Source organism: Methylobacterium haplocladii (assembly GCF_007992175.1).
Lineage (GTDB): Bacteria > Pseudomonadota > Alphaproteobacteria > Rhizobiales > Beijerinckiaceae > Methylobacterium > Methylobacterium haplocladii.
The window spans coordinates 1-18,059 of record NZ_BJZT01000052.1 but is presented as its reverse complement, the minus strand read 5'-3'; the positions used below and the strand labels follow the sequence as shown (position 1 = coordinate 18,059).

Annotated in this window: 10 protein-coding genes; 5 read left to right on the top strand and 5 right to left on the bottom strand. The window is 66.1% G+C overall.

Translation table 11 applies throughout. The features are described from left to right. Positions 1-89: 89 nt before the first annotated feature. A complete protein-coding gene (locus MHA02_RS21010; RefSeq protein WP_238180529.1) occupies positions 90-728 on the bottom strand; it encodes a class I SAM-dependent methyltransferase in 639 nt (212 codons plus the stop codon). Positions 729-1,233: 505 nt separating this feature from the next. On the opposite strand from MHA02_RS21010, the gene MHA02_RS21005 reads away from it, so the two are divergent. From MHA02_RS21005 to MHA02_RS20995, 3 genes are all read left to right on the top strand, one after another. Beyond that, positions 1,234-1,440: a hypothetical protein gene (locus tag MHA02_RS21005; RefSeq protein ID WP_147082438.1), complete on the top strand. Its 207-nt coding sequence runs from the start codon at positions 1,234-1,236 to the stop codon at positions 1,438-1,440. 71 nt (positions 1,441-1,511) lie between these two features. Beyond that, positions 1,512-4,157: a glycosyltransferase gene (locus tag MHA02_RS21000; RefSeq protein WP_170249399.1), complete on the top strand. Its 2,646-nt coding sequence runs from the start codon at positions 1,512-1,514 to the stop codon at positions 4,155-4,157. After that, complete coding sequence (locus MHA02_RS20995; RefSeq protein WP_147082434.1) at positions 4,154-6,499, top strand: glycosyltransferase family 2 protein; 2,346 nt, start codon at positions 4,154-4,156, stop codon at positions 6,497-6,499. Before MHA02_RS21000 ends, MHA02_RS20995 begins: the two co-directional genes overlap by 4 nt. Before the next feature lie 150 nt (positions 6,500-6,649). Here MHA02_RS20995 and MHA02_RS20990 read toward each other — a convergent pair whose 3' ends face one another. From MHA02_RS20990 to MHA02_RS20975, 4 genes are all read right to left on the bottom strand, one after another. Next, entirely contained in the window at positions 6,650-7,885 is a 1,236-nt protein-coding gene (locus tag MHA02_RS20990; RefSeq protein ID WP_147082432.1) for a glycosyltransferase, read from the bottom strand. Between the two features lie 354 nt (positions 7,886-8,239). Next, complete coding sequence (locus tag MHA02_RS20985; RefSeq protein WP_147082430.1) at positions 8,240-10,174, bottom strand: beta strand repeat-containing protein; 1,935 nt, start codon at positions 10,172-10,174, stop codon at positions 8,240-8,242. Between the two features lie 42 nt (positions 10,175-10,216). After that, positions 10,217-11,110, bottom strand: a complete 894-nt coding sequence (locus MHA02_RS20980) for a hypothetical protein (protein WP_147082428.1) — start codon at positions 11,108-11,110, stop codon at positions 10,217-10,219. A gap of 181 nt (positions 11,111-11,291) precedes the next feature. After that, on the bottom strand, positions 11,292-11,546 hold the full coding sequence (locus tag MHA02_RS20975) for a hypothetical protein (RefSeq protein ID WP_147082427.1): 255 nt from the start codon (positions 11,544-11,546) through the stop codon (positions 11,292-11,294). Positions 11,547-11,907: 361 nt separating this feature from the next. Between MHA02_RS20975 and MHA02_RS20970 the strand changes: the two genes are divergently transcribed. After that, positions 11,908-13,638: a class I SAM-dependent methyltransferase gene (locus tag MHA02_RS20970; protein ID WP_170249397.1), complete on the top strand. Its 1,731-nt coding sequence runs from the start codon at positions 11,908-11,910 to the stop codon at positions 13,636-13,638. Between the two features lie 115 nt (positions 13,639-13,753). After that, positions 13,754-17,989 carry a radical SAM protein gene (locus MHA02_RS20965; RefSeq protein WP_147082423.1) on the top strand — a complete coding sequence of 1,412 codons (4,236 nt, stop codon included), beginning with the start codon at positions 13,754-13,756 and terminating at the stop codon, positions 17,987-17,989. The last annotated feature ends 70 nt before the right edge of the window (positions 17,990-18,059 follow it).

Genomic DNA, 18,059 nt, shown 5'->3' with positions numbered 1-18,059 from the left:
GACGATTGATAGCCTCTGCTCAACGAGCCAGCCCAAGGAGAGCGTGAGGAAACGCAGCCAAATCGCTCTTGGACCCTCAGGAACTGCGATCAAGCAAGCAGATCGCGCTGCTCCGTGTCGTGGAACAGCGGCGCCAAGTCGGTGGCACGCGTACCCGGCATCAGAGCGAGCGCCCAGAGGTCGAGAAAACGTCCGCGCTTGACCCGAACCTCTCCGAACCCGGCGGCGAGGGCGACGCGCCCGAGCCGTTCAGCCGTGTAGCCAGTGTTGTGGGCCATATAGCCAAAGCCGGCGGCGATCGAGGCGGAGTGACCGTAGAGCATGTCGAACGGCGTGATCGGACCCGCCGGGGAGGTGTAGATCACGTCGTGCATCTTCCCGTCGGCGATCAGGCGCACGATCGCGTCGAGATCGGGACAGGTGATCAGGGCAAAACCGTTGGGCTGAAGCACACGCCCGAATTCACGGAAGGCCGTGTCGACCTCGTGTGTGTGGAGATGCTCGACATTGTGCGAGGACCAGATCGCATCGAACGACGCATCCGGCGCGAAGGATCGCATATTCGTGACCGAGCCGACGTGATCGGGCTCAACTCTAGCGTCGATGTCGAGCCGGATCTCCTGCCAGTCCGAGGTCGCAAAGGCCCGATGGAGTTTGGCTGGATTGTAGGGACCGCTACCCGTGTTGAGGACACGCTTTTGGCGCCCGGGGCGCGAAGAAAATGACAAGGGTGTCTCCGACGTTCCAGCGCGGACAGCGATCATGGGTAGCGCGCGCACCATCGCTCCGGGCAGGCCGTCTTGGCAAGCAGGCCAACGCGGCCCGGGGACGCGCCGTCGCGCCAAAGACACGGCCGCCGTGGGCGAAGTGTTGGGCACAGGTGTTGCCTGGTGCGGTTCTCCTCGCGCGAAGCGACGGCATCCAGCTCCGTCCGTCGCGCGCGAACCACTCGACCATCCTGCGTCCGTCGCCGCTGGCTTGGACCGCGCCTTGACCCGGTCGCTGCCGTCGGTGATCACTGCAAACGCGCTGCCTCGCGCGGCACGGCATGGCACACGGCATGGCACAATGCCGCCATCGGATCCCAGCTCAGACGAACCGAGAGTTGCGGTGCCGGGGTCTGAGTGTTGCTGACGTGGCTCGCTTGCAGCCCGTCTGTCACATGATACGCAGGTCCAGGCCCGCGACGTGGTCGAGGCGGGGCTGAAGCCCAGACCTGCCCGGAGGTTTTCCATGACGACGGCTCTGTTGTTGAGCGCATTGGGTGTGATCGTCGGCATGCCGATCGTTCTCTACGGTACCGTCCGTCTCGACGAGCGGCCCGGACGGTCGAGCTGGCTGATCGTGCTGTTTGGACTGAGCCTCGTCATCGCTCCCGTTGCCGCCGCCGTCGTGTTGCATCAGGAAGCGACCGGGAACGACCGCTACGTCGGGCGTTAGGCCCGTCCGAGTCGCAGGGGCGAGACGGCGCGATGGGACAGGCCCTCGATACAACGCGGCCGGGAGAGAGGGTGTCCGAGGATCGCCTGCTGCCGGCCTCGGTCGGTCTCTCGCGGATCCGGGACGAGGTCGACGCTCTTTTGGTGATGGTGCTGTCGCCGGGATTCCACGCGGAGGGCTTGACCCGGCTCGCCGCCCGCGCCCTCGAACGGGGCTGGCTCACCGCTGCCTTCGCCTATGCCGATCGACGCTGCCGGATCCGACCGGTTCCGCAGGCGAGGGACTATCTCCTGCGGGCCGAGGCCTCGCATCGCTTGGGCGACTGGACCGGGGCCGCCGACGACGCGCGCAAGGCGCGCGAGCTCGATCCCAACGATCCGCTCGTGAACCAGATGGCCCTGCGTTGCCTTGAGGGCGCGGAGCGCACGGAGGCCGCCGGCGCCATGATCAGCAGTCAGCAGGCAACCCCTGCACAGCTTGCGCAGGCGATCGCCGAGCTCGACTGCGCCGCGACGAGGGTGCTGGCTCAACTCGAAGCAGGCCCGTACGAGGTGAGCGGCTGGGTCAGTTGGCCCCGCGGCGCCTCCGTGAGCTGTCGGGTGCGCGAGACGACACACGTTGAGCCGTTTCGCCTCCAGCCCGACGAGCGCCACCCGCTCGCGACCGCGACGCGCTGTGCCACCCAACTCACCGTGCCGCGCCGGCCAACAATGAGCCTCCACCTCCAGTGTGAGGCGGATTCGCCCACCGCCGGCTGGGAGCGGGTGTTCGAGCCGCTGGAGCCTGACTTCAGCCTGCCGTCGCTCGATCGCTCGCGGGACGCCACGGTTCTCGTGATCGTGCCCGTCTACGAGGATCGCGCGGCGACCCTGGCCTGCCTCGACAGCCTGAAGGCGCAACGCTTGCCACGCGGTGAGATCGCGGTGGTGGTGATCGAGGATGCCAGTCCCAACCCGGATCTCGTCGCCGATCTCGTCGAGCGGGCAGGGCGAGGCGCGTTTCAGCTGCTACGCAACCCGCGCAATCTCGGCTTTGCTGCCTCGGTCAATCGTGCCGCCACATCGGCCGGTACGGGCGACATCCTGATCCTGAATGCCGACACGCTCCTGCCCCCGGACGCGATCGCACGCCTGCTCGGCGTCCTCGACGCGGATCCCGCCGCCGGCACGGTGACGCCGCTGTCGAACAACGGCGAACTGACGAGCTTTCCCGTTCCCTTCACGCTCAATCCGCTTCCCGACTGGCCGGCGTTGCTGGCCTGGGACGCGGCGGCCGCCAACGTTGCCGCGCCTGCGATCGATCTGCCGACTGGCATCGGCTTCTGCATGCTGGTGCGCCGGGGCTGCTGGGCGGCGCTCGGCGGGATCGCGCAGATCTATGGCCGTGGCTATTACGAGGATGTCGATCTCTGCCTGCGGGCACGCGATCTCGGATACCGCAACCTCTGCGCCACCAATCTCGTGGTCGGCCATGCGGGATCGCGCTCGTTTCGCAGCGACAAGCGCGCCCTCGTGGTGCAGAACCTGGAGACGATCACGGCGCGCTTCCCGAGCCTCGACCGCGAGAGCGCCGCCTTCTTCCGCGCGACGCCCCTGCGGGCGATCTTTGCCGAGATCGAACGCCAGATACCGCCCCCGGCCCACGGGCTGCTGCTGGTGACGGGACTGCCAGAGGCGCATCCGACCACACGGTCGCGAATCCGCACGGCGCTCGACGCCGGAGAACGGGTCCTTCTGCTCAGTGTCAGCGGAGATGACAGCGTCCCGACCCACGTCGCCGCCACGGGCGAGACCGTCAGGCTCAGAAGCGCCCTCGGCGAGGTGCCGCAATCGCTTCGCTTCGCCATCGACCGCCCGAACGAGCTCGACCGGTTATGCGCCTATCTGCGCCGCGCCGCGATCGCGCGAATCGAGTGTCTCGACCTCCAGCGCTGCCCGCCGGGACTTGTCGCGGCGCTGCAGGCATTGGGACCTCCGATCGATGTGCTCATTGCCGAGGCCGGGGCCTTGGGTGTTCCCGCCGGCGCGGAGCCCAACCCGGCGTCAGCGATACCCGATCCCGAAGCAGGCGCGCCGGGCGACTTACGGCCGCCCTCCTGGCTGAGCCTCCTTCGCGCCGATGATCGCATTCTGGTCAGCGATGCCCTGGCGCTCGCCGCGACACGGCGCGCGCTCCACGGCACGCCGGCCGCGTGGCGGATCGATCCAAAACCCCGCTGCCAGGGAAACGCGTCAGGCCGCGTCCGCACGGCCGTCGCCACGGGGTCTTCAACGCTCTCCGTGCTCGTCCCCGTCGCCACGGGCGCCGCGACGCGGTTCCTTCTGACGCTTCGCGCCGCGCTGGCGCGCGCCCGGTCCGACCTGCAGATCGTGGTCGTCGGCGCGACCTTGAACGATCTCTCGCTGCTTGCCGGCGGTCGTGTCTTCGTCACCGGTGCGATCGCCGAGGACGACCTCGGCCGGGTCCTCACGACCCATGGCTGCGACAGGCTGATCCTGCCCTGCCGCACAGGCCTGTTTCACGGGCTGGAGGCGGCCCGGCCCTTCGTCGCAAAGGGCGTCGGATATTTCGACTGGTCGTACGGAGGCTACGTCGCGCACCCCGGCGATCTCGCGCTCGATCCGCGCTGGGATGATCACCAGGCCGTCGCGCGCATCCTCGACTGGTCCCTGCCGGCCGCGACGCCTGCGGCCGCCGCGTCGGAGATGGCGTCGTGAGCGCGCCCGCACCTGCCGAGTATTGCGCCAGGCTCGACCGGGTCGGGCCCCGCGCGCTCGCCGGCTATTGCTACGATCGCAACAGGCTCTCGACGCGGTTCGTCGTGGAGTTGCGCATTGACGGCATCCCGATCGCGTGGACCCGGGCCGATGGATTCGTCGAGAGCCTGGCGCAAGCGGCCCTGGAGGACGGCTGTTACGGATTCGCGTTTCATCTCAGCGCAGAGATGCTCTCGGGGGGCGGGCAGGCGCAGATCATGGTCGCCAATATCGAGGTCTCGCCAGCTCGGCCCCTCTCCCTCGCCGTGGCTCCTGCCGACGAAACCGGCCGCGACGAGGGCGCCGGCCACGTGCGTTGGATCGGCCAGCGCCACATCGCCGGCTGGCTTGCGCGGCCCTCGGGCATGACGCCGGAGGTGCGGGTCAGTCTCGATGGCCGGCTCCTGGCGCGGGCGCCGGCCGATCGCTGGCACCATCTCGACGATGTCGGGGGTGCCCGCGCCGTGCCCGGATTCACCCTGCATCTGCCGCTGGAGCTCGCCGATGGCCACGAGAAGCGGCTCGTGGTGACGGACGGCGACGGCCAGCCCCTGCGGGGGAGCCCGCTCCGCCTCGTCGCGTTTCCCGATGCCCTGACCGATCTCGTCAGCGCGCGTTACGGACCCGAGCCTGGCCTCGCGCAGTGGCGCGCCACCATGTTCGAGGCGCTGCTGCCGCGATCCTGGCCGCTGACGGATCCGCAGGGCTGGCTCGATCGCCACGCCCTAGCGGCGCCGGCGCAGCCGCCGCCGCCGCTCGCCCTCGCCATCATCGGAACCGAGCCGGAGGCGGTCGAGCGGACGCTTCAGAGCCTCGATCGGCAGGACGGCCTGAACTGGATCGCCGCGGCGCTTCCCTCGGCTGATCGCCTCGGCTTCGCCAGCGAGGATCTCTCGGTCTTCCTCGACCGAGAGGCGCGGCAGTGCCACGCCCTGCTCTGCGTGCCCGCTGGCACCGAATTCCGGCCGAACGCCGCACTGCGTCTCGCCGCGGCGCTTGCCGCGACACCGACGGCACGGCTCGTCTACGGCGATATCGCGCTCGGCGACGATGCGCGCGCGGCCCTGCTTGGCTTTCCGAGCTTCGACTACGAGCGCTGGCTCGAACAGGGCTACGGCGCACTCGCCTTCCTCATCCCGATCGCGGCTGCACGGGACGCCACTCGCCTCGGAGCCGCGAGCCTGTTCCGCCTTGCCAACATGCAGTTCGATTCGCGCGATGCGCCGTCGGAGGCGGTTGTGCATCTGCCGGGCATCGCCGCACGGATCCCGTCCTTGGATCTCGACGCCGCGACGCGCCAGCTTCACGCGGCGACGCGACAGCATCTCGTCGCGCGCGGAATCGCAGCGACCGTACAGGCCAAGCGGGGATCCGTCCTCCCCGCGGTGCACGTCGCGCGGACCCCACCGAGCGCAGAGCTCAGCGTGGTCATTCCCACGCGCGATCGTGCCGATTTGCTGCGCAACTGCTTGGATTCGATCCGGCCGGCCCTGCGTCGGCGCGGCGCCGAACTCGTCATCGTCGACAACGGCTCGTCCGATCCGGCGACGCATGCCTTATTGGAGCGCGTGACCGGCGAGGGCGGCCGTGTTCTCGTCGAGCCGGGGCCGTTCAACTACGCCCGGCTGTGCAACCGCGCGGTGGCGGCTGTGCGGGGCGACCTCGTGCTGTTTCTGAACAACGACGTCGTGATGGGCGGAGAGGGATGGCTCGACGAACTGCTCGGCCGGCTCGCGGAGCCGACGACGCAGGCCGCCGGGGCCGTCCTGCGCTGGCCAAGCGGCATCGTTCAGCATGGCGGGATCGTCTGTGGCCCGAATCTGTCGGCGACGCATGCCTTCGACGACCGCTTTCACGGTGATCCCGGCTACGGCGATCTGCTGCGGGTGGCGAGCGAACCCTCCGCCGTGACCGGGGCCTGCCTGCTCGTCCGGCGCGCGGCCTATCTTGCGGTCGGCGGCATGGATGAGGCCTGGTTTCCGGTCAATTTCAACGATGTCGACCTCTGCCTCAAACTCCTGGCGCGGGGAGGGCGGGTCGTGCTCACGCCCCATCTCGACGCGCTACATCTCGGCTCGGCGAGCCGCGGCGCCGACCGGCGCCCGGATCAGCGGCACCGCTACCAGCGCGAACTGGCCGCCCTTCGGGCACGCTGGGGCGAGGTGCTGCAAACCGATCCCGGCTACAGCCCGCTCCTGGCCCTCTCGGATGACCCCTACACGGCTCTGGCCGACGCCCCACGGACGCTGTCGGCCCGCACGCGGCGCGTCGGGGCCGGCCGACCGATCCCGGCCGGCCTGTAGTGAGGCCGACGGCCGACCGTGACGGTGGGTCCGACGCGCCGCCGACAGCCCTCGCGCGCGCAAGGACGCGTCCGAAGTCCTGTTCTGCTTCGGCGCTGCCCCCGGACGACAGCATCCGCGCGCTGCGAATCAGCCCGGTTCGGGACGAGCTCAGGCCCCCTGCCGCTCCGGCGTGCGCTGTCCCAGCACCAGGGCGAGCAGCCGCTCGGTGACGGCACGGCGATCGAACGCGGACACAGCGGTCCGCCGCGCAGCCTCACGGAGCTGACGATAGACCTCGGGCCGTTGCAGCGCGTCGATGACGGCGCGCGACAGCTGGCGCCGATCGAAGAACGGCACGAGCAGGCCGTTCTCGCCGTGCCGCACCACCTCGCGCAGGGGCGCGGTGTCCGAGGCGATCACCAGGCACCCGGCGCTCATCGCCTCGACGAGCGACCACGACAACACGAATGGATAGGTGAGGTAGACATGGGCGGCTGAGATCTGCAGCAGCTCCAGATAGGCCTGGTAGGCCAGCTTTCCCACGAAGTGCACGCGAGACGGATCGATCGAGCGGGCGACCTCCGATCGGAAAACATCCTTCCACGAGCGGCCATCCGGCGAGCGGTCGCCGTAGGACACGTCGTCCCCGCCGACCACGACGACCTCGGCCCCCGGGCAGGCCTGCAGGATCTCCGGGAGCGCCCGCATGAAGATGTGGTAGCCGCGCATCGGCTCCAGATTGCGCGACACGAAGCTGATCACTTGCGAATCCCGAGTCAGGACACGGCCGTTGCTGAGGGCAAAGCGGGCCTGGTGATCGGGACGCACCCGCTCGGCATCGACGCCCTCATGGATGACGGCGATCTTGTGCTGGAACTCCGGCGGATAGGTCGAGCGCTGCCAGGCGGTCGGCGACAGCCCCATATCGCAGTCGATCAGCGCCAGCAACTGGTTGGCGTTCTTGGCGCGAAGGCTCGTCAGGCCGTCGACGCCGAGCCGGGGAAACTCGGGATCGAAATGCACGTCCTGCCCCGTCTCGCGATAATAGAACTCGCAATAGACGATCAGTCGTGCCTGAGGACATTTCGCCTTGAGCGGCAGCGTTTCGCCCCAACCAGAATGGGCGATGATGACGTCGGGCCGAAACCCATCCGCCTCCAGGGCGATCAGGGCGTAGAGGACCTGTTCGGCGCGCCGTGCCTCGCGATCGAAGCGCCGGGCGAAGGTATGCACGCCGGCATGGCCGACATCGTCGAAGTGGTAGCGCTGCAAGCGCACGCCCGGCACCGGGCGCGCCGTCTGCGATCCGATCGCCGCGACGCGATGGCTGCCGTCGCCCGCCAGAACCTGCGCCAGGGCCCCGAACTGCCCCGGAAAGTTGGTGTGCACGAAGAGAATGTTCATCGCGACCGATCTTAGCCGCAAGCACGGGTCGACACCCGGATTTTTTCCACCGGCTTGCCCACCGCCAAGGCGATGATCTGCAATGGGCTGCCTTGAGCCCGCAATGCGGGCGGCCGGGGTTGGTCGGTATCAAGCCTGAAACCGGCTCATGCTCGCCCAGCAGCTCCGTCACCGCGCGCCATCTGCTTCGTCCCCCATCCCGACAATGGGTGTCCCAGGCGAAAGGGGATTGTCCGAGGACCAGGAGGCCGATCGGCGTCAGCGATAGACCATTGGGGCGCCATGCCCCACAACAAACGGGGCGGCTTGCGCCGCCCCGTTCCGCCCTCGATCGTGTTTGGCCTTCCAGCAGGCTTACGAGTTGTTGCCGCCCGTGAAGATGTGGGTCGTGCCATCGCCGTAGGTGACCGAGCCGAGGCCCGACACCGTGATCGAGTGATTGGCCACACCCTCGAAGGTAATCGTCGTCGAGCCGTTGCTGTTCTGGGTATAGCGAGCGGCCGAGGAGTCGTGGTTGTAGATGCCCAGGGTGTCTTCGCGACCGCCGACGATGGTGTCGTTGCCCGTCAGCGAGCTGACCCCGAACTGATCCACTCCGGTCGAGCCCTGCATCAGGGTGTTGCCGGTGCCCGCCACCAGGACGGATCCGTTGGCGCCAGCGCTGAGCGTGTCGTTGCCGGAGCCACCGAACAGGCTGTCGTGGCCGCTTCCACCGGTCAGCTGATTGTTGCCCTGTCCGACCACCAACAGGCTGTTGCCGCTGCCGCCATACAGGGTGTCGTGTGCGCCGGCGCTGTAACCGCCGCCCAGGGTCTGGCTGCCGGAGCCCGCATGGAGCTCGCTCTGGCCACTGCCGTAGAGGGTGTCGTTGCCGGTGCCGCCATACAGCACCGACTTGCCCGACCCGGCAACCAGCAGATTGTCGCCGCGGACGGCGGTCAGGGTGTCGTTGCCGGCGCCACCGAACAGGCTGTCATGGCCCGAGCCCGTGCCGGTGCTCAGGCTGTTGTTGCCCTTGAAGGTGATCAGCAGGTCGTTGCCCGCCCCGCCCGTGAGGGTGTCGTGCGCATTGTCGATGTAACCACCGCCGAGCGTCTGGTTGCCGGTGCCGGCGCGCAGATCGCTCTGACCGCCGCCGAACAGGGTGTCGTTGCCGTCGCCACCAAACACCAGGGTTCGGCCCGACCCGCCGACCAGCACGTTGTTGCCGTGGACCGCAGTCAGCGTATCGTTGCCCGCACCGCCGATCAGGGTGTCGCTGCTGCCGTCGCTGCCGGTGGTCAACGTGTTGTTACCGTTGAAGGTGATCAGCAGATCGTTGCCGCTGCCGCCGGTCAGGGTGTCCTGCGCGTTGGCATAATAGCCGGCGCCGAGAGTCTGGTTGCCGGAGCCAGCGCGCAGATCGCTGCGCCCGCCGCCATAGAGGGTGTCGGCGCCATCGCCGCCCTGCAGCACGCTGATGCCAAGCTTGCCGTCCGCGTCGGGGGTCGAGCCGCCAAACAGCACGTTGTTGCCGTGGACCGCCGTCAGGGTGTCGTTGCCCGCGCCACCGATCAGGGTGTCGCTGCCGAAGCCGTTACCCGTGCTCAAAGTGTTGTTGCCGCGGAAGGTGATCAGTAGATCGTTGTTGGTGCCGCCGACCAACGTGTCGTGCGCGGTCTGATAGTAACCGCCGCCGAGGGTCTGCTTGCCCGAGCCGGCCAAGAGTAGGCTCTGGCCTCCGCCGTACAGGGAGTCGTTGCCGTCGCCGCCCTGCAGCACGTTCTTGCCGGTTCCACCGACCAGAACGTTGCTGCCGGCACCGGGGCCCATGCCACCCGTCAGGGTGTCGGCGCCGGTGCCGCCATAGAGCGAATCGTTGCCGCCGCCCGAGCTGATCTTGTGGTCGCCACCGGCATAGCCTGAGAAGAGCACGTCGCTGCCGACACCGCCCTGGATCGTATCGTTGCCGGTTCCGCCGGTGACGTAGGCGCCGCCCGAGCCGACGATCACATCGGCCGCGACGCCGCCGGTCAAGGTCAGAACGACCGGGTCCGCGCCGGTAGCGATGATCGGAACGCCGGCCGACTGGCTCGTGTCGAGCGTGTAGCTACCCGAAACCGTCGCCGCGAAGACGTTGGTGTTGGAGGCGAGCGTGTAGGTGCCATCCGTGGAGGGCGCCTCGATCGTGACCGTATCACTGCCGGTCTTCTGCGACAGGGCCAGCGCCTGTGCGATCTCTGCACGCGTCGTCGGATCGATCGGGTGCTGATCGAGATCCGATACGCTAGTATTATACGCCGTTGCCATAACTGTCCCCCAGATCCGGCCCGCAAGAACCAAGATTATTGTTTAAGAGCGCATCCCGGATGCCCGGAACACCCGCACGCGACCGGCGCGTGCTCCAGACTGATCATCGGCCGCTGTCGCATTTTGGTATTCAACCGATGGTGGCAGCCCATGTCCCGATATTAAGGCAAGCTTGAGGCCAACCAGAGGATCGGCCGCAGCATGACTGATGAGTTCGATCTCACGACCCTTGCGAAAGGCCGTGGCCGAGCCCAAAAACAGTGCTTCGGCCTCGACCTCGAAAGCAGACGCATCGGCACCTGTCAGGCGCAGACGAATCCCGTGCAGAGACTTGAATTTGCCCCGGGTCCCGACGTAACCCTCGGTCGTCCAGCGGGTCCAGGCGGCATCCGATCCCCCGATTAGAACCTGATATTCAATCGCCAGTCCCGGTCGATCGAGGGCGCGCAGCGCCAAGCCCTCGATCGGGGCCGGGGCGTCGGGTCCCGCAATCCATTGTCCGGCGCCGACGCTGACATCGCCGCGCCGCGAGACATGCCCCATCACCTCCAGGCGCGCCGGGGCCCGCTCCGGCTGCGTTGGGGCGTTATCAACGCGAGCACCGAGGCGTCCGGTGCCGATGGCATCGCCGACGAGGCTCGGCAGTCCGGCATGCAGAGGCTCAAGCTGCAACTCGGCGTCGGCCGAGCCGCCATCCTGAGGCCGGACCGTCACTCGCAGGGCGCCGGGCTGTTCGGCCCGCACCACGAGGCTGCCGCCGGGCGCCAGAAGCACACCGGAGCGCGCGCCGGGGGCCGAGATCACCACGATCACAGCCTCCGAGCCGGTAGCCGCCTGCACCGATACGGTGGGCACGGCACCCGCTGCGCCGGATCGGACATATCGCAGCGCAAACAGGCCTCTCTTCAAGGAGACAGAGGTGACACGCTCGCTCATCGCCGCCGGCCTAGCCTGCTTCCATAGTAAGGAGAATGACTACTCTTAGAGGCTGATAAGTGAGAGTTTTTTAACTGTCAACGATCCGTTAAGGCTCAATCAAGCCCTGGTTAACGACGTTGCCAAGCATTGCATATCGACCACAGTCGCATTTACGCCACCCTGTGGAGAAATGGAAATATCAATCTTGACTCTCCATCTCGCCCCGAAGCCGATAAATTTGGTGACCGTTCGCTTGGAAGTTTTTCAATAGAAGAAAATGATCGCTACCCGGGCGGATCATAGCGAAGAAACAGGAAAAAGCATACGCAACTTCGGCGACGAGGTTGCGTGGTGTTGATGTTGGTGTCGCATCGCGCATGGCCGGCTGAGATCTTTTGCCGGTCTTGCACTTCGGCAGCCTTTTCGCGACGAAACGCGGGCTTGTGCGCTGCAAACCATGGCCTCGCCGGCATCCTTGTGCGCCCCGCAAGAAGGATCTCGGTATTTGCCAGCGTGGACGCGGGGTGGACGCGGGCCAGGGCCCGCCTGTGCTGCGCAGCAGGGGCGCGATCACGGCACCTGGCAAGGATCTCAGGTTGTTCCGGCGAGGAAGAGCGGCATGTGATTGACCACGGCCGCCCCCGCGCCGATCTCGCCGGCCACGATCGCGAGCGACCACAGCCGCGCGCTCGCGACGTGATCCCTGTGCAACCTTGAGACTCCGTCCAAATTTGCTACAGCGCGCCCTCGGCCAAAGCCGATTCACCCGCCGGTCATCCGCCGCGAGCGCGCCGGCGAACATAAGGAATTCGGCCTTGGAGCGCCTGCAGGTCTCGCCCGGCTCGCCCTATTCGGCGCTGGAAGCCTCGATCCATCTGGCCCGCTATGCCCCGGTGCTTCCGCTATGCGAGGGCCGGCGTGTCCTCGACCTCGCCTGCGGCGAGGGCTACGGATCCTGGCTGATGGCGCAGGCCGGAGCCGTGGTCGTCGATGGTGTCGACGTGAGTCGGGATGCGGTGGCCGCGGCCGCCGCGACGTTCCAACTTGAGAACCTGCGCTTCTTGACCGCCGACGGCCAGGCGGCGCTCAGGGATGGTGAGGCGACGGCCTACGACCTGATCGTATGCATCGAGACGATCGAGCATGTCGCCGATCCGGAGCGGATGCTGCGCCAGTTGCGGAGTCTGATGGCGCCGGGCTGCATCGTCTGCATCACCTGCCCGAACGATCATTGGTATTATCCCCAGTACGCCAGCAATCCGTTTCACCTGCGCAAGTACCGGTTTTCCGAATTTCGGCGTCTGACCGAGGCGACGCTCGGCCCGGCCTCGCGCTGGCTGCTGGGCACGGCCGCCCTCGGCTTCACCACACTACCCGTCGACGCGACGGCGCTGCCAGGGGGGCCGAGCGTCTACGTCGAGGCCGAGCCCCTCGCCTCGGCGCTGCTGTGCGGGCCGGACGGGGCGGATGTCGTCACGCCGGCCAATGCCAGTTATTTCATGGGTCTGTGGAACACCGACGGCCTTGCCGTCACCGGAGGGGCGTTCTTCCCGATGTCGATGACGCGCTATGCGCAGAAGGAGGACGCCCTGACCCAGGTGGTCGCGTTGCGCGCCGCAGCTGAGGCGAGTTCCGCAGCGGAGGCGACAGCGGTGAGCGCACAGCTGGCCCAGTTGCGACAGCTGATCCAAGCGGAACGGGAGGAGGCGAGCGAGATGGCCGCGCTTCGCGGCCGGTTGACCGAGACGGAGCGCGAGATCGCGTCGCTCCAAGCGAACCTGATCGAGAAAGAGCGCGAGATCACGCGCGGTCGTGAAGGCCTGTCGGTCGTCCGGTCCGAGCGCGAGGCTGTGGTGAGCGCCGCCCAGGCGGTCCGGATCCAGGCGGCGGCCCTGCGTGCCGAAAACGACGTTCTCGGCCAGAGCGTCGCCCGGCTGAGCGCCGAGGTGCAGGCCCTGACCCAGCGAGCCGTCGCGGCGGAGGACATCGCCGCCGCAGCCTCGCGCGCCGCTGAGCAGAACGCCGCCGACGGTGCGATACGCCAGGTGGCGATTACCGCGGCCCATCGCATTCAGGCCGAGAGTGCCGCCGAGCGCCTCGCCATCGCCGAGGCTTGCCTCGCCGCGATCCGACAGTTCGTTGCGCGCCGCCGGAGCCTCGCGACCCTGAACGCGCGAACACCGATCAAGCGCATGCTGGCGGCCTATGAGGCCGACTGCACCCGTCTCGTGCCCTGGCCGCCCTCTCAGGCGGATGTCGGCGTCCGCCAGCGCCTGATCGAGGCGTCCGGGCTGTTGGATCGCGATGCTTACAACGCGGCCAATCCGGACGTGCTGGCGGCCGCATTCGAGCCGGTCCTGCACTATCTTCTGCACGGCGATGGCCAGCGGCGCCCGATGGGCTCTCGTTTCGAAGCATCCGCCTATCTCCTGGCCAATCCCGATGTGGCGGAGGCGAACGAAAACGCGCTGATCCACTTCATCCTGCACGGCGCACAGGAGGCACGGCCGCTTCGTCCCCATGGGAATCCAGAGCCATCACACTGACGCATTGCGGGTTCTTTTCGCTGGCGATCGGCCTCGTGCCGGTCATGCTTGCGCCCGGGTGGACAGCACCCGGGTGGACGGCGTGCGGCCGAGCTGCTGAGACAATCCAGGCACCATGATGCGACAGGTCTCCTTCTTCGTCGACGATCGGCATTCCTGGCTCGATGAGACGCATCCGACCTGGTCGCAGACCAATATCGGCAGCGACGGTTCGAACCTCACCCTCGTGTTTCTGTCGATGAACCGCGCCAGCTTGTCCGAACGCCTGGTGCGTTCGCTGATCGAGCAGGTGCCGGGATTTGCCGGCCGGATCCTCGTCGTCGATAACGGATCGGACCCCGCCGAGCTTGCAGCGCTGACGCGCTTCTTCACGACAGAGTGCCCGTTTCCCTACGAGATCCTCGAGCTCGGCCAGAACCACGGCGTCGCGGGTGGCCGCAATCGCGGGTTTGCTGCCGTCCGCACCGACTGGATCCTGTCTCTCGACAACGACATTCTGCTCACAGGCAATCCCTTGCCACAGCTGGCCCGTGATCTCGCGACGCTCGGGTGCCACTTTCTCAGCGTGCCGTTGCTCAATCCCGACCGGGCGACGTTCTATTCCTACGGGGGCCACCTCGACCCCGCGATCATCGACGGGTCGACGCCGTTTCTCTCGACCGCCTGCATGCTGCCGCCCGGTGCCGACCTCGCTCGCGCCGCCGAGGTGAGTCCATCCGGCGATGGCTTCCTCTGCTCGTTCCTCTTCGGCGGCGCGAGCCTCCTCAAGGCGACGACGTTCACGGCAGCCGGCGGCTTCGACGACGCGATGCTCGTCGGCTTCGAGGACATCGAATTCAGCCTGCGCTTGTTTCGGCTCGGCTACAAAGTCGGCTCCAGCTCGATCACGGACTTCGTCCACGATCATCCGCGGGCCGAGCGCGACAGTGACCTCCAGTATGAGAGCACGCGCTACTCACGACAGATCCTGCGCGAGTCGGCCGCGCATTTCGAGAGGAAACACGGGTTTCGGGTCTGGAGCTCTGGGATCGACGCCTGGCTGAGGGGACGCGAGCAGCACCAGGGCCTCGTCCCGGCGGGCGAGGGCATTGCATCTGCCGAAACAAAGCCGCGCGTCCCTGTGCGCCGGACGCCGCGCATCGCTCTCGTCGTCGATATGGAGAACTGGGCTTACGCCAACATCGCCCGGCAACTCACCAAGCATCTCGGACATCGCTACGACTTCGAGATTCTCTCGACCCACCGTCTCGGGGAGATCGAACAGGCGCGCTGGGCCGATGCCGGCCATGCCGGCACCTGGCAGCCCGGAGGGCCTCAAGCCTTCGGACAAATCCTACTGCGTGCGCACGAGTTCGACCTGGTGCATGTCTTCTGGCGCCCGCTCCTGACGCTTCTGGGCGACCAAGGCTTCTATGGCTCCGGCCTTGCCGATTACGTCAGGTTCCTCGGCCTCAGCATGGACGAGTTCCGGATCCGCTTCATCGCGCCGGCCTGCTTCACGACCTCGGTCTACGATCACCTCTTCGCAGACGGGGAGGAGGCTGAGCTCATGGCCGAGGCGCTCAATCGGCATGCGACGGCCTACACGGTCTCGTCCGACCGGCTAGCGCTCTCCTACGCGCGCCACGAGCACTTCCGCCCCCCCGCGGCCACCATTCCCGACGGGGTCGATCCCGAGCTGTTCTACCCCAAGAATCTCGCGCGATTCGATGAACTGCCGGATCGGGCGCTGAGGGTCGGATGGGTCGGCAACAGCCACTGGATGCGCGAGCGCGACAGCAAGGGCGTGCACACGATCCTGATCCCAGCCATCGCGGCGCTGCGCATGGAGGGCCTCGCGATCGAACTAGATCTGGCCGATCGCGCCGCGGGGTTCATCCCCCACGCGCAGATGGTAGATTATTACGCGCGGCTCGATGTGCTCGTCTGCACCTCGGAAGTTGAAGGCACCCCCAATCCGGTCCTGGAGGCCCTGGCCTGCGGTGTTCCGATCGTGAGCACCGATGTCGGCGTGGTGCCCGACGCGCTCGGTCCGCTGCAGCAGGACTTCATCCTGTCGGAGCGCTCCGTCCCGGCTTTGACGGCCGCCCTTGGCAACCTCGCGCGTCGTCCTGAGCTGTTCCGTCAGCTGTCGCAGGAAAACCTGCGCCAGTCTGCTGCGTGGACATGGCAACACCAGACGACGAAATTCCACGCCTTCTTCGCGGAGGTTCTCGATCGGCGTCGCGTGGCCGCGGGTGAGACGCCGACGAAACTGTGCATGCTGCCCTTCACAACGCCGAGCCAGGAGCCGGATGGAAGCATCAGGCTGTGCTCTGCGGCGAGTACGCTGACGCCGCCGTACCGCGAGGCCACCAACATGGGGAATGCCCGCGCCGACGGCCTTGCAGCCGTCTGGAGGGGCCACAAATATCGTCATGTCCGTGAAACGCTTCTGGCCGGCGGCGATGACCTGACACCCTACTGCCGAACTTGTGAATACCGTCACGATGGGCCGGCGTGGCTTCTTCAGCTCCACACCGCCCTGCACGCCTACCACAATGGCATTCGCTCACCTGAATTGACGACCCTGCTGTCGACCCGGATTTCCCGGTACGACGAGTATGTCGAACGCGCGAAGCTCGCTGACCTCGCTGCCTATCCGCGTCCTGAGGACCTGACACCGGTTGCCCCCGCACGGGTCGATCACCCCGTGCCCATTCCCGAGGCGATCCTTGATGGCGGCGCGTTCCCGATCAACCTCGACCTCAATACCCTGAACCGGTGCAACGTTTCCTGCGTGATGTGCCCTCCGGCGATCCGGATCGAGAACGGTCAGGATCGGGACGAGTATTATCGTCTGACGGTCGATGAATACGATCGCCTCTCGGACAATCTCAACATCAAATCAGCCCACTTTGTCGGGGCCTATGCCGAACCGCTGCTCAACAAGGACCTGTTCGATCTGGTGAAAACCGCACACGATCGCGGTGCATTCACGGCGATCACCACGAATGCCATGCCGCTGGTCCCGGCCTTTTCCCGGCGGTTGATCGAGGCAGGGCTCGACATGATGTCGATCTCCCTTCACGGCGCCACCCGGCAAACCGCCGAAGCGATCATGCTTAAGAGCAATTTTGAGCGCGTGATCGATAATATTAGATGTCTTCAGTCGTTGAAATTAGAGAAAAATACAACGAAGCCAGAGATATATTTCAACTTCGTTTCCCAACTTCAGAACGTCGATGAGATTGCGGATTTCATCGATCTCGCTGCCGACTTAAACGTCAAGCATGTTCAGATCATACATCTGATCGATGGCGATGAGGCTGTCGATCGGTCGACCAATCTCGTCCATCATCCCGAGCGCCTGCTCCCCAATCTTCGGCGGGCGCTGGAGCGTGGCAGCATGCGCAACGTTCACGTGAACATCAGTCCGGCTTACGCGGGCCTGCTGGAGGCCGATGCGGCAAACGCTGCCGCGCCACCGGCGCCGTCACCATCGTTGCTGGATGAGCTTGTCGTGCTGCCGACTGATCGGGTCGAACTCTGCTGGGAGACCGAGGTCCCGTGCCCTGTCTGTGCCAGCCGGGACGTCGATGTCCTGCGCCAGGATCAGATTTGGGGCTACCAGTTCGTCTCGTGTCGAAATTGTACGACACGTTATTATGATCGCCGCATGAGCGAACGCTACGTCATCAATCACTTCTTGCACGGCGATGGCGCCCGCGAGGAAGCGATCAATCTTTACGAGAACGGCGTGATGGTCGGCGAGCCACACGGAACGCCGGATGAGCAAAAACGACAGCTTGAAACCTACTACGCATTCCTGCTCGATCTTCAGACCCGTTGGTACCGGCTGGCCAATCACGGCCGGGATCCCGTTTCACTGTTCGAGATTGGCACCTCCGTCGGTTGGTTCCTCCATTTTGCTCGTCAAAGCCATGATTTGAACGGCACAACCCTTCGCGTTGCGGGCTGCGATGCCAACCCCTATGCCGCCAAGGTTGGTCGCTCTCGGCTAAATCTAGACCTCTTTGCCGGGATTTATCAAGATTACGATCCGATAAATTCCTTGGTAAAGTATGATCTCATAACCGCTTTGGATTATATAGAGCACACCTACACCCCACTAGAAGACCTTAAAAAAATGTATAATATGGCGAATACCGGTGCAGTCTTGTTTATCAAGACTTTTATCGAAGAAATGGACCCGAATGGGACTTATGTGCATCCGGTTTTTCATGCTAATCATTTTTCAGAGCGTTCCCTGAAATTAGCGATCGAAAAGGCAGGATGGGAGGTGCTCGAATTCGATACTGAGCGTGAACGCGTGTTTGCGCAAGCCAGTGTGTTTGCCGTCAAACGTTAGCTGCCTCATTGCAGGTCATCGCTGCGCTCGGCCGAAGAGAAGTCTAGGTCGTGAACCCCTAACGGGTGGC